The organism is Streptomyces sp. NRRL F-5123, from assembly GCF_000721495.1.
Taxonomy (GTDB): domain Bacteria; phylum Actinomycetota; class Actinomycetes; order Streptomycetales; family Streptomycetaceae; genus Actinacidiphila.
Genome location: NZ_JOHY01000002.1, coordinates 313,161 through 327,298, shown reverse-complemented (window position 1 = coordinate 327,298; position 14,138 = coordinate 313,161). Strand labels below are relative to the sequence as shown.

The following is a 14,138-nucleotide window of genomic DNA, read 5'->3' as shown; positions in this document are numbered from 1 at the left end:
GACCTGGGGCGGTGGTGCCTGCCTCCCGGCGGCCCACCGCGGCGTCACACGTTGGCGCCGGAACCCGCCGGGACCGAGTCAGTGGCTTCCGTCCACAGGTCCTGCTCGGCGCGGTCCGCCTGGATCTGTCGGTAGACGAACAGCCCGGCGACGGCGGCCAGTGCAACCAGGAGAAACTTCTTCATCGGCCCGACCTCCTCCTTCATGCATGGTGGAAAAAGCTCCTGACGCGCCCGACTATACACAGCAGCCGATACCGAACGGTGACCTGCGCCCCGAAGCGCCGCGCCCAGCCGCGGACCGGCACACAAACGCCGATAGGCACCTACTCGATCGAGTAGGTGCCCATCGGCGCGTTGGTGGGGCTACCAGGACTTGAACCTGGGGCCTCTTCCTTATCAGGGAAGCGCTCTAACCGTCTGAGCTATAGCCCCGCGCTGCAACGAAAGATTAGCGCACGCCTGGCCATGTCCCAAAATCGGTATCGCCCGGCGCTACTCGTCCTCGGCGAGCGTCAGCTCCACACCGCCCACGAAGCCCGCGGACAGGTTGTAGATGAAGGAGCCCAGCGTGGCCAGCGCGGTGGCCAGCACCACGTCGATGACCGCGATCACCGTGGTGAAGAGCATCACGCGGGACAGCGAGAGGAAGGACACCAGGTCGAAGCCGCCCTTGCCGCCCTGCTCGGACGTGGTGGCGTCCGAGATGGTCGAGCCGACCGTGCTGAAGACGCCGATCGCGTCGAGCACCATCCACAGCACCGCCACGGCGACGATCGTGCAGATGCCCAGCGCGATGGACAGCAGGAAGCTGACCTTCATCACCGACCACGGGTCGGCCTTGGCGATCCGCAGCCGCGCCTTGCGGGTGCGCGGCACCGTACGCGCCGCCGGGCGCGGGCGGCGCACCCCGGCGGAGGCCGCGGAGCCGCGCCCCCCGGAGCGGCCCTGCGCACCCCGCCCGCCGGGTGCGGCCGGCGCGCCGGGCGCACCCGGCGGGGCCGGCGGCGCACCCGGCGGCGGAGGCGCATAGGCCTGCGGCGGCTGATGCGGCTGGGCCGGCTGCTGACGCGTGCCCGTCACTGAGTATCCCCCCTGGTCAGCGCCGCCAGCCGAGCCACGGGCACCTCCGGTCGTCCCGGCCCCGCCTCCGGCGCCCGTGGCTCCACTCACGGCTTACTCCTCCGGCTCACCGGCCGCGGGCACATCGCCCTCGGCCGTAACGTCCTGTCCGGCGTCCTGCCCGGTGCCGGACACGACATGTTCGATTCCGTGTCCGGACCCATCCTCGCCCATAACGGCGGGACCGGCCGCATCCGGATCATCCTCCGCTTCGGCGTTACGCGCGATACCGACCACGGCGTCGCGCTTTCCGAGGTTGATGAGTTGGACGCCCATGGTGTCACGGCCGGTTTCCCGGACCTCTCCGACCCGAGTCCGGATGACCCCGCCGCTGAGCGTGATGGCCAGGATCTGGTCGCCGGCCTCGACCACCAGCGCGCCGACCAGCGAACCCCGGTCCTCCACGATCTTGGCAGCCTTGATGCCCAGGCCGCCGCGGCCCTGCACCCGGTACTCGTCGACCGAGGTGCGCTTGGCGTACCCGCCGTCGGTGGCGGTGAAGACGTACGTCCCGGCCCGCACCACGTTCATGGACAGCAGCTCGTCGCCCTCGCGGAAGCTCATGCCCTTGACCCCGGACGTCGCCCGGCCCATCGGCCGCAGCGCATCGTCCGACGCGGTGAACCGGATGCACTGCGCCTTCCGGCTGACCAGCAGCAGGTCGTCCTCCGCCGAGACCAGCTCGGCACCGATCAGCTCGTCGGGGGTGCCGCCCTCGGCGCCCTCCGCCCCGTCGGCGGCCTCGCGCAGGTTGATGGCGATGACACCGCCCGCGCGAGGCGAGTCGTAGTCCTTGAGCGCGGTCTTCTTCACCAGGCCGGACTTGGTGGCGAGCACCAGGTACGGCGCCGCCTCGTAGTCCTTGATCGCCAGGATCTGCGCGATGCGCTCGTCGGGCTGGAAGGCCAGCAGGTTGGCGACGTGCTGGCCGCGCGCGTCCCGTCCGGCGTCCGGCAGCTCGTAGGCCTTGGCGCGGTAGACCCGGCCCTTGTTGGTGAAGAACAGCAGCCACTGGTGGGTGGTGGTGACGAAGAAGTGGTCGACGATGTCGTCCTGCTTGAGCTTCGTGCCGCGCACGCCCTTGCCGCCGCGCTTCTGCGAGCGGTAATCCTCGGTCTTGGTGCGCTTGACGTAACCGCCGCGGGTGATCGTGACGACGATGTCCTCCTCGGCGATCAGGTCCTCGATAGACATGTCACCGTCGAAGGGCACGAGCTTGCTGCGCCGGTCGTCGCCGTACTTGTCGACGATGGCCTGCAGCTCCTCGCTGATGATCTGCCGCTGCTTCTGCGGCGAGGCGAGGATCGCGTTGTACTCGTTGATCTTCGCCTGGAGCTCGTCGTGCTCGGCGATGATCTTCTGCCGCTCCAGCGCGGCCAGCCGACGCAGCTGCATCTCCAGGATCGCGTTGGCCTGGATCTCGTCGATGTCGAGCAGGCCCATCAGGCCCTCGCGCGCGACCTCGACCGTGTCGCTGCGCCGGATGAGCGCGATGACCTCGTCGATCGCGTCCAGCGCCTTGAGCAGGCCGCGCAGGATGTGGGCGCGCTCCTCGGCCTTGCGCAGCCGGAAGCGGGTGCGCCGGACGATGACCTCGACCTGGTGGGTGACCCAGTGCCGGATGAAGGCGTCCAGCGACAGCGTGCGCGGCACCCCGTCGACCAGGGCCAGCATGTTGGCGCCGAAGTTGGTCTGCAGGTCGGTGTGCTTGTAGAGGTTGTTCAGCACGACCTTGGCGACCGCGTCCCGCTTCAGGACGATGACCAGCCGCTGGCCGGTGCGCGACGACGTCTCGTCACGGACGTCGGCGATACCGCCGATCCGGCCGTCCTTGACGAGGTCGGCGATCTTCTGCGCCAGGTTGTCCGGGTTGACCTGGTACGGCAGCTCGGTGACGACCAGGCACTGCCGGTTCTGGATCTCCTCGACCTCGACGACCGCCCGCATGGTGATCGAGCCGCGGCCGGTGCGGTAGGCGTCCTCGATGCCCTTGCGGCCGACGACGAGCGCGCCGGTCGGGAAGTCGGGGCCCTTGATGCGCTCCATGAGCGCGTCCAGCAGCTCCTCCGGGCTCGCGTCCGGGTTGGCCAGGCACCACTGGGCGCCGTCGGCGACCTCGCGCAGGTTGTGCGGCGGGATGTTGGTGGCCATGCCGACCGCGATGCCCGCCGAGCCGTTGATCAGCAGGTTCGGGAAGCGGGACGGCAGGACCGTCGGCTCCTGGTTGCGGCCGTCGTAGTTGTCCTGGAGGTCGACGGTCTCCTCGTCGATGTCCCGGACCATCTCCATGGACAGCGGCATCATGCGGCACTCGGTGTACCGCATGGCGGCGGCCGGGTCGTTGCCGGGCGAGCCGAAGTTGCCGTTGGAGTCGACCAACGGCATCCGCATCGACCACGGCTGCGCGAGGCGGACCAGCGCGTCGTAGATCGAGGAGTCGCCGTGCGGGTGGTAGGTGCCCATGACGTCGCCGACGACGCGGGCGCACTTGTAGAAGCCCTTCTCCGGCCGGTAGCCGCCGTCGTACATCGCGTACAGCACCCGGCGGTGCACCGGCTTGAGGCCGTCCCGCACGTCCGGCAGCGCACGCGAGACGATGACGGACATCGCGTAGTCGAGATAGCTGCGCTGCATCTCGGTCTCGAGCCCGACGGGCTCGACGCGCAGGCCGCCGGCCTCGTTGCGCAGTTCCCGCTCGGAGTCGGGGACGTCGGGCACGGGGGGGATGTTCGGGGGGGTCTGGTCGTCGGCCATCGCTGTCAGATAGTCCTTTCACACGGCCAATGAGGGGGCCGACTCAGATGTCCAGGAACCGGACGTCCTTGGCGTTGCGCTGGATGAAGGAGCGGCGGGCCTCCACGTCCTCGCCCATCAGGACCGAGAACAGGTCGTCGGCCTGCGCCGCGTCGTCCAGCGTGACCTGGCCGAGCACACGGTGGTCGATGTCCATCGTGGTGACGCGCAGCTCCTCCGCGTTCATCTCGCCCAGACCCTTGAAGCGCTGGATGGAGTCCTCGCGGACGCGCTTGCCGTTCTGCTTGCCCAGCACCACCAGCGCGTCGCGCTCGCGGTCGGAGTAGGCGTACTCGAAGTCGTCCCGGCCCCACTTGATCTTGTACAGCGGCGGGCGGGACAGGTAGACGTGTCCGGCCTCCACCAGCGGGCGCATGAAGCGGAAGAGGAAGGTCAGCAGCAGGGTGTTGATGTGCTGGCCGTCGACGTCGGCGTCCGCCATCAGGATGATCTTGTGATAGCGCAGCTTGGCGATGTCGAAGTCCTCGTGCACGCCGGTGCCGAAGGCGGAGATCAGCGCCTGGATCTCCTGGTTCTGCAGGATCTTGTCGATCCTGGCCTTCTCGACGTTGAGGATCTTGCCGCGGATCGGCAGGATCGCCTGGTACTGCGGGTTGCGGCCGGACTTCGCGGAGCCGCCGGCCGAGTCGCCCTCGACGATGAAGATCTCGCACTTCGTCGGGTCGTTGGACTGGCAGTCGCTCAGCTTGCCGGGCAGCGACGCGGACTCCAGCAGGCCCTTGCGGCGGGTCAGGTCGCGCGCCTTGCGGGCCGCCACCCGGGCCGTCGCCGCCTGGATGGCCTTGCGGACGATGTCCGCGGCCTCCACCGGGTTGCGGTCCAGCCAGTCGCTGAGGTGCTCGTGGACGACCTTCTGCACGAAGGTCTTCGCCTCGGTGTTGCCCAGTTTGGTCTTCGTCTGGCCCTCGAACTGCGGCTCGCCGAGCTTGACCGAGATGATCGCGGTCAGGCCCTCGCGGATGTCCTCGCCGTTGAGGTTGTCGTCCTTCTCGCGCAGCAGCTTCTTCTCCCGCGCGTACTTGTTGACCAGGCTGGTCAGCGCCGCGCGGAAGCCCTCCTCGTGGGTGCCGCCCTCATGCGTGTGGATGGTGTTGGCGAAGCTGTAGACGCCCTCGCTGTACTGGCTGTTCCACTGCATCGCCACCTCGACGGACAGCAGCCGCTCCTTGTCCTCCGCCTCGATGTCGATGACGGTGGGGTGGATCAGCTCGCCCTTGCGCGAGTTGAGGTACGTCACGTAGTCGACGAGGCCGCCCTCGTAGTAGTACGCGACGGCAAGCGGCTTGCCCTCCTCGTCGACGTGGTCGGCCCGCTCGTCGGTCAGCGAGATGCGCAGGCCCTTGTTGAGGAAGGCCATCTCCTGGAAGCGGCGCGACAGCGTCTCGAAGGAGTAGTCGGTGGTCTCGAAGATGTCCGGGTCGGCCCAGAAGGTCACCGACGTGCCGGTCTCCTCGACGGCTTCGTTGCGTGCCAGCGGCGCCGTCGGCACCCCGAGCTTGTAGTCCTGCGTCCAGCGGTAGCCGTCCGTGCGCACCTCGACCGCGACGCGCGTCGACAGCGCGTTGACCACGGACACGCCGACGCCGTGCAGACCGCCGGAGACCGCGTAGCCGCCGCCGCCGAACTTGCCGCCCGCGTGCAGCACGGTGAGCACGACCTCGACGGCCGGCTTGCCCTCCGAGGGGACCATGCCGACCGGGATACCGCGCCCGTTGTCCACCACGCGCACCCCGCCGTCGGCGAGGATCGTCACGTCGATGGTGTCCGCGTGCCCGGCCATCGCCTCGTCGACCGAGTTGTCCACCACCTCCTGCACGAGGTGGTGGAGGCCACGCTCACCGGTCGACCCGATGTACATGCCCGGACGCTTGCGCACCGCGTCCAGGCCTTCGAGCACGGTGATCGCGCTGGCGTCGTAGGACTTGCTGGAATTCTCGTTGGGGTTGCCGGAATCGGCCACGAAGCGCCCTTTCTGGCACAGCACGAGCCGGGTCCCGCCGCGCGGGATCGGCTGCGTCTTCGACATGTTCCGCTGGGGTACCCCTGCCGCGTGGCCAGGGGAGGGCGGTGTTGGAGCCAGTCTACCGGTAGCGCCGACCCTCATGGGGCTTTGCCGGTACCTCGCTTCCCATGTGCCGCCCAAAACCGCTGCCGTGAGACTCCCTCCACGCGGCCCAGGCCCCAAAACCGCTCACGCGGGCGTCCAGGGCTTCCGGCTGTCAGGGCCCGGCTACGCACAGCAGGGTCGCCCCCCGGCTTCCCCCCGGACCTGGAACCAGGCTCGCACACAGGTCCGACACGGCCCGCTGACCTGCGCTTTCATCGCGGTACGTGCCGGGTCCGCGGCACCGTCCGGGTCGTACGGCCGTACGGCGGTGGTACGGGGGTGCAGTAGCGGGCGCTCTTCCCGCGGCACCCCGCGGGCGGCGGCTCAGCCGTACGTGTCGCCGGGGCCGCGGCTGCCCGGCGCGCGGAGCCGCCCGCCGTAACCGCGCGGCGGACCGGCGGGTCCCTGGACCTTCAGCAGCTTGACCGTGCCGTGCCCGAGGTCGGTGTTGAGCCGGGCCACCAGCATCGGGGCCAGCAGCCGCAGCTGCGTCGCCCAGGCCGTGGAGTCGCACACCACGGTGAGGACGCGCGCCTCCTCGTCGTAGCGGTCGGGCGCACAGTGCTGGGCCACGTCCGGGCCGACGAGCTGCGGCCAGCGGCCCATGACCCCGCCGACCGCGGCCGGCGCCTCCCAGCCGCGCTCGGTGATGAGCCGGTTGATGGCCGCACCCAGCGGCAGCGGGTCGCGCCCGTCTGCGTGCGCGCCGCTGCGCAGCCCGCCGCGCCTGGCCTGCTTCTTCTGCACGGCTGCCGCGCCCCTGGCCCTGGCCTGCTCCTTCGCCGCCCGCAGCGCGACCCGCGCCAGGTCCACGCCGGAGGGCTGCCCGCCCGGCACGCCGGGCGTGCCGGGTGCCGCGGACGCGCCGGGATCCCCGGGGACCCCCGGGGATCCCGGCGTACCCGGCGTGCTCGGGATGTCGCTCACTGCCGCACCACCGTCCCGTTCTCCACCGCGAACCGTGCCCCGCGCAGCGCGCCGGGCACGTCGTCGTCCACCGCCGCGGTGACCAGCACCTGCTCGCCACCCGCGACCAGCTCCGCGAGCCGCTCCCGGCGGCGGGCGTCCAGCTCGGCGAAGACGTCGTCGAGGACCAGCACCGGCTCGTCGCCGTCCGCGCACAGCAGCTCGTAGGAGGCCAGCCGCAGCGCCAGCGCGTACGACCAGGACTCGCCGTGGCTCGCGTAGCCCTTCGCGGGCATCGGCCCGAGCTTGAGCAGCAGGTCGTCGCGGTGCGGGCCGACCAGCGTCACGCCGCGCTCGATCTCCTGCCGCCGGGCCCGCGTCAGCGCCTCCAGCAGCCGCTCGCGCAGCTGCTCGCGGCCGCTCGCGCCCGCCATCGCCTCGTCGCCGATCGATCCGCGGTAGTCCAGGCCCACGGGCCCGCCGCCCGGCGCGAGCTGCTCGTACGCCTTGTCCACCAGCGGCTGCATGGCGGCGACCAGGTCCAGCCGGTGCGCCAGCAGCTCCGCGCCCACGGCGGCGAGGTGCTGGTCCCACACGTCGAGCGTCGACAGATCCGCGCCCTTGCCGCCGTGCCGGCGGGCCAGCGCGGCGGTCTTCAGCAGCGTGTTGCGCTGCTTGAGCACCCGGTCGAAGTCGCTGCGCACCCCCGCCAGACGCGGCGCGCGGGCGGTGATCAGCTCGTCGAGGAAGCGCCGCCGCTCCCCCGGGTCGCCCTTGACCAGCGCCAGGTCCTCGGGCGCGAAGAGCACGCTGCGCACGATGCCCAGCAGATCGCGCGGGCGGACCTGCGAGGAGCGGTTGATCCGGGCGCGGTTGGCGCGGCCGGGGTTGATCTCCAGTTCGAGCAGCTGGCGGCGCTCGCCCTCGGCGCCGCCGTGCGGGCCGGGCCCGCCGCCGTGCACGACCTGGGCGCGTACCACCGCGCGCTCGGCGCCCATGCGGACCAGTGGGGCGTCAGCGGCGACCCGGTGGCTGCCCAGCGTCGCCAGGTAGCCGACCGCCTCGACCAGGTTGGTCTTGCCCTGCCCGTTGGGGCCCACGAAAGCCGTGACGCCCGGGTCGAGAGGGACCTCGGCCCGGGCGTAGGAGCGGAAGTCGGCGAGCGACAGGTGCGCTACGTGCATCGCGTGCTTGGCGCGCGGCCGCGCCGACCTCCCTGCTGTGCTGTGCGGTGCGGGCCGCCGGGCGGCCCGCACACGCGGCTTACTCCGCGGCGGTGACCGCGTGCCCGCCGAACTCGTTGCGGAGTGCGGCGATCATCTTCATCTGCGGCGAGTCGTCCTGGCGGGAGGCGAAACGCGCGAAGAGCGAGGCGGTGATCGCCGGCAGCGGCACCGCGTTGTCGATCGCGGCCTCCACCGTCCAGCGTCCCTCACCGGAGTCGTCGGCGTGGCCGCGCAGCCTGTCCAGGTGCTCGTCCTTGTCGAGGGCATCCACGGCCAGGTCCAGCAGCCACGAGCGGATGACCGTACCGGACTTCCAGGAGCGGAAGACCTCGCGGACGTCGGTGACCGAGTCCACAGCCTCCAGCAGTTCCCAGCCCTCGGCGTAGGCCTGCATCATCGCGTACTCGATGCCGTTGTGGACCATCTTCGCGAAATGCCCCGCACCGACCCGGCCGGCGTGCACCGCACCGCTGTCGCCCTCGGGCTTGAGCGCGTCGAAGATCGGCTGCGCCTTGGCGATGTCCTCGGCCTTGCCGCCGTACATCAGCGCGTAGCCGTTCGCCAGGCCCCACACGCCGCCGGAGACGCCGCAGTCGACGAAGCCGATGCCCTTGGCGGCCAGCTGCTCGGCGTGCTTCTCGTCGTCCGTCCAGCGCGAGTTGCCGCCGTCGACGACCAGGTCGCCGGGGGAGAGCAGCTCGCCCAGCTCGTCGATGGTCGCCTGGGTCGCGGCGCCGGCCGGCACCATGACCCACACCACGCGCGGCCCCTGCAGGCTGTCCACAAGCTCCTTGAGGCTGTGGACATCGGCGAGATCGGGGTTGCGGTCGTAGCCGATGACGGTGTGGCCTGCGCGGCGGATGCGCTCGCGCATGTTGCCGCCCATCTTGCCGAGACCGATGAGACCGAGCTCCATCACACTTCCTTCGTTTCGAAGCCTCGCGGACACCCGGAACGCGTACCGGCGCCGTCCGCAGCCGTCTGACCCTGAACCTGACCTGAGGACGAGCCTACGTCGGCCCGCACGACCCTCGCGGGCGGGCTCAGCCGGACAGCCGCACCGGCATGATCAGGTACTTGTACGCCTCGTCCGCCTCGGCATCGACGGCCGGGCGGCCGCTGAGCAGCGCCGGCTTGGTGGAGGTGGTGAAGGACAGCTGGGCGGCCGGGGAGTCGATCGCGCTCAGGCCGTCGAGCAGGAAGGTCGGGTTGAAGGCGATCGAGATGTCGTCGCCCTCCAGCTTGGCGTCGACCCTTTCCACAGCCTGTGCATCCTCGCTGGAGCCGGCCTCCAGGGTCAGCACGCCCTGCTCGAAGCTCAGCCGCACCGGGGTGTTGCGCTCGGCGACGAGGGCCACGCGCTTGACGGCCTCGACGAAGGGCGCGGTCTCGATGACCGCGACGGAGGCGAACTCGGTGGGGAAGAGCGTGCGGTACTTGGGCAGGTCGCCCTCCAGCAGCCGGGTCGTCGTGCGCCGCCCGGCGCCCTCGAAGCCGATCAGGCCCTCACCGGCGCCGGAGCCGGCGAGCGCGATCGACACGGTGTCGCCGCTGGTGAGCGACTTGGCGATGTCCTGCAGCGTCTTGGCGGGCACCAGGGCGACGGCGGAGATGTCGGCCTGCTCCGGCTTCCACAGGAACTCGCGGACGGCGAAGCGGTAGCGGTCGGTGGCGGCCAGCGTCACCGTGTCGCCCTCGATCTCGATCCGCACGCCGGTCAGCACCGGCAGCGTGTCGTCGCGCCCTGCGGCGATGGCGACCTGGCTGGCGGCGGCGGCGAAGACCTCGCCGGGCACCGTGCCGGACGCCGTCGGCATCGCGGGCAGCGCCGGGTACTCCTCCACAGGCAGGGTGTGCAGCGTGAAGCGCGAGCTGCCGCACACCACGGTGACGCGGACGCCGTCGGTCGAGATCTCCACCGGGCGGTTGGGCAGCGCCCGGGAGATGTCGGCGAGCAGCCGGCCGGACACCAGGACGGTGCCCTCCTCGTCCACCTCGGCCTCGACGGCGACCCGGGCGGAGACCTCGTAGTCGAAGCCGGACAGGCTCAGCTGGCCGTCCTCGGCCTTGAGCAGCAGGCCTGCGAGCACCGGCACCGGAGGACGGGCCGGGAGGCTGCGGGCTGCCCAAGCCACTGCCTCGGCGAGTACGTCGCGCTCCACCCGGATCTTCACCGGAACCGCCTCCTGCTTGTTGCCGACTGTCGGGGAACAGTCTGCCGCAGGGGACTGTCACTCGTTGCTGCTTGCCGTCAAGCGGCGACACGGGCGGGCGGACGACGACGGGCGAGTTGTGCACAGGACCGACTTCGAAACGCCTTCCCCACTCTCTACGTGTAGTCGTAGTAGTAGGGGGTGTGGATACCGTGGATAACCGGTTCCTGTGCAGGTCAGCCCGCGTTTTTTATCCCCAGAGCCTGTGGGTGACGGCTGTGGGCAACCGGGGCCCGCTGTGGATGGCGGAAAGTTGTGCACACCTCGTGCACAGGCCGTGGGGGGTTGTCCCCAGCTGCATCCCCAGGAATACCCAGGTTCTCCCCAGGCGAACCCACCACGTTGGTGTGACGGCTTTCACTCTCCCGGGGGACAGAGCGGATTTCGTTGCCGAACAGTGGACAGAGATGTGGAGAAGTGGCCCCTCGCTGTGCACAACCGGCCGCATCCTGTGGGCGAGCGGTGGACAACCGGTCGGTGGGCGCTGTGGACGGCCGCGCCGTCCACAGTCTGTGGACGGCGGTTACCCACATTTCCCCAACCGGCTGAGCTGCCCGGACATCGGTGCGGCGGCCGGACCTGTGGAGGGTATCGGGACAACTCCGGTGTCCCCAGGGTGTGGACGACAAAAAAGCCGCGATCCTGTGGACAACAGGACCGCGGCGTCGGGGATTCGAACAGGGCGCGGGGAGTGCGCCGGCCCGCTCAGCTCTTGATGCGGTTGGTGAGCTCGGTCACCTGGTTGTAGATGGACCGCCGCTCGGCCATCAGCGAGCGGATCTTGCGGTCGGCGTGCATCACCGTGGTGTGGTCGCGGCCGCCGAAGAGCGCGCCGATCTTCGGCAGCGACAGGTCCGTCAGCTCCCGGCACAGGTACATGGCGATCTGCCGCGCGGTGACCAGCACCCGGCTGCGCGAGGAGCCGGACAGGTCGTCCACCGCGAGCCCGAAGTAGGCCGCCGTCTCCGCCATGATCGCGTTGCCGCTGATCTCCGGCACCGAGTCCTCGCCGCCCGGGATCAGGTCCTTGAGCACGATCTCGGTGAGCTGGAGGTCCACCGGCTGCCGGTTGAGGCTCGCGAACGCGGTGACGCGGATCAGCGCGCCCTCCAGCTCGCGGATGTTGCGGGAGATCCGCGAGGCGATGAACTCCAGCACCTCCGGCGGCGCGTTCAGCTGCTCCTGCACCGCCTTCTTGCGCAGGATCGCGATCCGCGTCTCCAGCTCGGGCGGCTGGACGTCGGTGATCAGGCCCCACTCGAAGCGGTTGCGCAGCCGGTCCTCCAGGGTGACCAGCTGCTTGGGCGGCCGGTCCGAGGACAGCACGATCTGCTTGTTGGCGTTGTGCAGGGTGTTGAAGGTGTGGAAGAACTCCTCCTGCGTCGACTCCTTCTGCGCCAGGAACTGGATGTCGTCGACGAGCAGGATGTCCATGTCCCGGTATCTCTTGCGGAACGCGTCCGCCTTGCCGTCCCGGATGGAGTTGATGAACTCGTTGGTGAACTCCTCCGAGCTGACGTACCTGACCCGGGTGCCGGGGTAGAGGCTCCGCGCGTAGTGCCCGATCGCGTGCAGCAGGTGCGTCTTGCCCAGGCCCGACTCGCCGTAGATGAAGAGCGGGTTGTACGCCTTGGCCGGCGCCTCGGCCACCGCGACGGCGGCGGCGTGCGCGAAGCGGTTGGAGGCGCCGATCACGAAGGTGTCGAAGAGGTACTTCGGGTTCAGCCGCGCGGTCGGCTCCACCGCCCCGCCGCTCGCACCGCCCGATCCGGGTCCGCCGCCGTGGCCGTGGCCGCCCGTATGGCCGGACCCGGGGCGGTCGCGGCGGGACTCGGGGGGCTGGGGCTGCTGCGGGGGGTAGCCGCCGCCGGACGCGGGAGGGTAGGGGCCCCTGTCCGGGGGCATCGCCTGGTGGGGTACGGAGGGGTAGCCGTCGGAGCGCTCGGGGCGGTAGGGCCCGGAGGGGTCGGGGCGCGGGTCGAGATGCCCGGAGTAGTCGTCGGACCTGCGGTCCTGGAAGCCGCCGGAGGACGTGCCCCAGCTGCCGAGACCGGGCTGCTGCCAGCTCTCGCCGGCCGGGGCGCGCGGTGTCCAGTCGTCGCTGCCGCCGCCGGGCGGGTCCTGGTAGGAGTGCCGCGGGCGCGGCACCTCGTCGTACGGGTCCTCGGCCGGGCGCTGCCGCTCCGGGGAGGGGGCGGACGGGGGGGCCGGCTGCTCCTGGTCGCCGCCGGAAGCGACGGCGATGGCGATCCCCACGGTGTGACCGAACTCATGGCTGAGCACATCGGTGATGAGCTGCTTGAGCTGCTGTCCTTCAAGGATCTTCTTGGCGTATTCGTTGGGTGCGGACAGCACCGCCGTCCCGGCCACCAGCGCCAGCGGCTGGATCCGGCGCAGCCACTCGGCGTGCACCGGCTTCAGGTCCTCCCCGCTCACCAGCAGTTTCTGCAGGACCCGGGGCCACACTGCGGCAAGATCGGCGCTTACGTCAGCCACAGGGCACGCTCTCTCGGGTTGCTGTACTAACTGGGTGCGTGGACTCCCGCGGACGTGTGGGTCGCGACAGGGGCGGGAAGAGTACGGAGTTCAGCCACGGTAATCAGGGCGGCGTGCACGGTTCAAGTCGTTGTCCACAGGGTGTGTACAAATGGCGGGCGCGCACCGCCGGGTTTGACCGGATGGCCTAGCCGCACGTACCGTATCGAGGTCGAGTTGTCGATGGCTGCTGCCGCCTGCCTACCGATGGGCGAGGATCCTCCGGAGTTCGTACTGCCGGACGGTCGTCAAGCGGTGACCCGTTTGGTCCGCGAGCTTTTCGTGGGCGCACGGTGACAGCCAGGCGACGCCCCGCCGGATCCGAAACTCTCCTGGAGCCCCTGAGTGAGCAAGCGCACTTTCCAGCCGAACAACCGCCGTCGTGCCAAGACCCACGGCTTCCGTCTGCGGATGCGTACGCGCGCCGGTCGCGCGATCCTCGCGACCCGTCGCGCCAAGGGCCGCGCCCGCCTGTCCGCCTGATTGCCTCAGGCCTGATGTCGTGCTGCCCACCGAGAATCGGCTGAGGCGGCGCCAGGATTTCGCTGCGGCCGTACGCCGTGGACGCCGGGCGGGCCGCCCGCTGCTGGTCGTCCATCTGCGTCGCGACGCCACCCACCCGCATGTGCCGGGGGAGAGCACTCCCCCGGCACGTGCGGGTTTCGTCGTAAGCAAGGCGGTCGGCGGCGCCGTACAGCGGAATCGGGTCAAGCGCAAGCTCAGGCATCTCGTACGGGAACGCCTGTCTCTGCTTCCCCCCGGTAGCCTGGTAGTGGTACGCGCGCTTCCCGACGCCGGGAACGCGGACCATGCACAGCTGGCCCTCGACCTGGACGCCGCACTGAAGCGGCTGCTGGGCCGTGACACCCATGGCGACGCCGAGGGGAGGGTGGCTCAATGAAATACCCGCTGCTGGCACTGATCAAGCTGTACCAGTGGACGATCAGTCCGCTGCTCGGCCCGGTGTGCCGGTATTACCCGTCGTGCTCGCACTACGGGTACACCGCGATCGATCGGCATGGTGCGATCAAGGGCACCGCCCTGACCGCGTGGCGCATCCTCCGGTGCAACCCCTGGTCGCCCGGCGGTGTGGATCATGTACCGCCGCGTAAGCGGCCGCCATGGCACCAACTGCTGCGCCGCGCACTGCGGGGCGGCTCCGACGGGCCCGTCACGCCCGAGCCCACCGGACCCTCTCACGCCCAAGGAGCCTGAC

Annotated in this window: 12 protein-coding genes and 1 tRNA gene; 3 read left to right on the top strand and 10 right to left on the bottom strand. The window is 70.4% G+C overall.

Annotation, left to right across the window (positions count from 1 at the left end; genetic code table 11):
* Positions 1 to 44 precede the first annotated feature (44 nt).
* The 10 genes from IH54_RS46035 to dnaA all read right to left on the bottom strand — a co-directional run bounded on the left by IH54_RS46035 (position 45) and on the right by dnaA (position 12,883).
* The gene (locus IH54_RS46035; protein ID WP_199923322.1) at positions 45 to 185 is read right to left on the bottom strand and encodes a DLW-39 family protein; all 141 of its coding nucleotides are present in this window, start codon (positions 183 to 185) and stop codon (positions 45 to 47) included.
* A 172-nt stretch (positions 186 to 357) separates the two neighbouring features.
* Positions 358 to 434 (bottom strand) — tRNA-Ile (locus IH54_RS0103305).
* Between the two features lie 60 nt (positions 435 to 494).
* A complete protein-coding gene (locus IH54_RS42780) occupies positions 495 to 1,172 on the bottom strand; it encodes a DUF3566 domain-containing protein (protein WP_078861897.1) in 678 nt (225 codons plus the stop codon).
* 3 nt (positions 1,173 to 1,175) lie between these two features.
* Positions 1,176 to 3,875: a DNA gyrase subunit A gene (gene gyrA / locus IH54_RS0103295; protein ID WP_031512722.1), complete on the bottom strand. Its 2,700-nt coding sequence runs from the start codon at positions 3,873 to 3,875 to the stop codon at positions 1,176 to 1,178.
* A 43-nt stretch (positions 3,876 to 3,918) separates the two neighbouring features.
* On the bottom strand, positions 3,919 to 5,919 hold the full coding sequence (gyrB, locus tag IH54_RS0103290; RefSeq protein ID WP_031512721.1) for a DNA topoisomerase (ATP-hydrolyzing) subunit B: 2,001 nt from the start codon (positions 5,917 to 5,919) through the stop codon (positions 3,919 to 3,921).
* Between the two features lie 447 nt (positions 5,920 to 6,366).
* Positions 6,367 to 6,879 carry a DUF721 domain-containing protein gene (locus tag IH54_RS0103285; protein WP_043179725.1) on the bottom strand — a complete coding sequence of 171 codons (513 nt, stop codon included), beginning with the start codon at positions 6,877 to 6,879 and terminating at the stop codon, positions 6,367 to 6,369.
* An 86-nt stretch (positions 6,880 to 6,965) separates the two neighbouring features.
* Complete coding sequence (gene recF, locus IH54_RS0103280; RefSeq protein ID WP_031512719.1) at positions 6,966 to 8,132, bottom strand: DNA replication/repair protein RecF; 1,167 nt, start codon at positions 8,130 to 8,132, stop codon at positions 6,966 to 6,968.
* A 79-nt stretch (positions 8,133 to 8,211) separates the two neighbouring features.
* Positions 8,212 to 9,093, bottom strand: coding sequence for a phosphogluconate dehydrogenase (NAD(+)-dependent, decarboxylating) (gnd, locus tag IH54_RS0103275; protein WP_267965163.1), 882 nt, complete (start codon positions 9,091 to 9,093; stop codon positions 8,212 to 8,214).
* 124 nt (positions 9,094 to 9,217) lie between these two features.
* Complete coding sequence (gene dnaN / locus IH54_RS0103270) at positions 9,218 to 10,348, bottom strand: DNA polymerase III subunit beta (RefSeq protein ID WP_031512716.1); 1,131 nt, start codon at positions 10,346 to 10,348, stop codon at positions 9,218 to 9,220.
* Between the two features lie 744 nt (positions 10,349 to 11,092).
* Positions 11,093 to 12,883, bottom strand: coding sequence for a chromosomal replication initiator protein DnaA (gene dnaA / locus IH54_RS0103265; RefSeq protein ID WP_078861896.1), 1,791 nt, complete (start codon positions 12,881 to 12,883; stop codon positions 11,093 to 11,095).
* Positions 12,884 to 13,267: 384 nt separating this feature from the next.
* On the opposite strand from dnaA, the gene rpmH reads away from it, so the two are divergent.
* From rpmH to yidD, 3 genes are read left to right on the top strand one after another with little or no spacing between them, the layout of a single operon-like run.
* A complete protein-coding gene (rpmH, locus tag IH54_RS42775) occupies positions 13,268 to 13,405 on the top strand; it encodes a 50S ribosomal protein L34 (RefSeq protein WP_030543677.1) in 138 nt (45 codons plus the stop codon).
* Positions 13,406 to 13,424: 19 nt separating this feature from the next.
* A complete protein-coding gene (gene rnpA / locus IH54_RS42770; RefSeq protein ID WP_078861895.1) occupies positions 13,425 to 13,823 on the top strand; it encodes a ribonuclease P protein component in 399 nt (132 codons plus the stop codon).
* Positions 13,820 to 14,137 (top strand): membrane protein insertion efficiency factor YidD, encoded by a 318-nt coding sequence (yidD, locus tag IH54_RS0103260; protein ID WP_031512713.1) that lies wholly within the window; start codon positions 13,820 to 13,822, stop codon positions 14,135 to 14,137. Before rnpA ends, yidD begins: the two co-directional genes overlap by 4 nt.
* Position 14,138: the final 1 nt, after the last annotated feature.

Bases quoted from the DNA above. Each gene is read 5' to 3' on its own strand.
- yidD (WP_031512713.1), top strand. From the start codon at position 13,820: ATGAAATACCCGCTGCTGGCACTGATCAAGCTGTACCAGTGGACGATC.
- recF (WP_031512719.1), bottom strand. From the start codon at position 8,132: ATGCACGTAGCGCACCTGTCGCTCGCCGACTTCCGCTCCTACGCCCGG.
- IH54_RS46035 (WP_199923322.1), bottom strand. From the start codon at position 185: ATGAAGAAGTTTCTCCTGGTTGCACTGGCCGCCGTCGCCGGGCTGTTC.
- gyrA (WP_031512722.1), bottom strand. From the start codon at position 3,875: ATGGCCGACGACCAGACCCCCCCGAACATCCCCCCCGTGCCCGACGTC.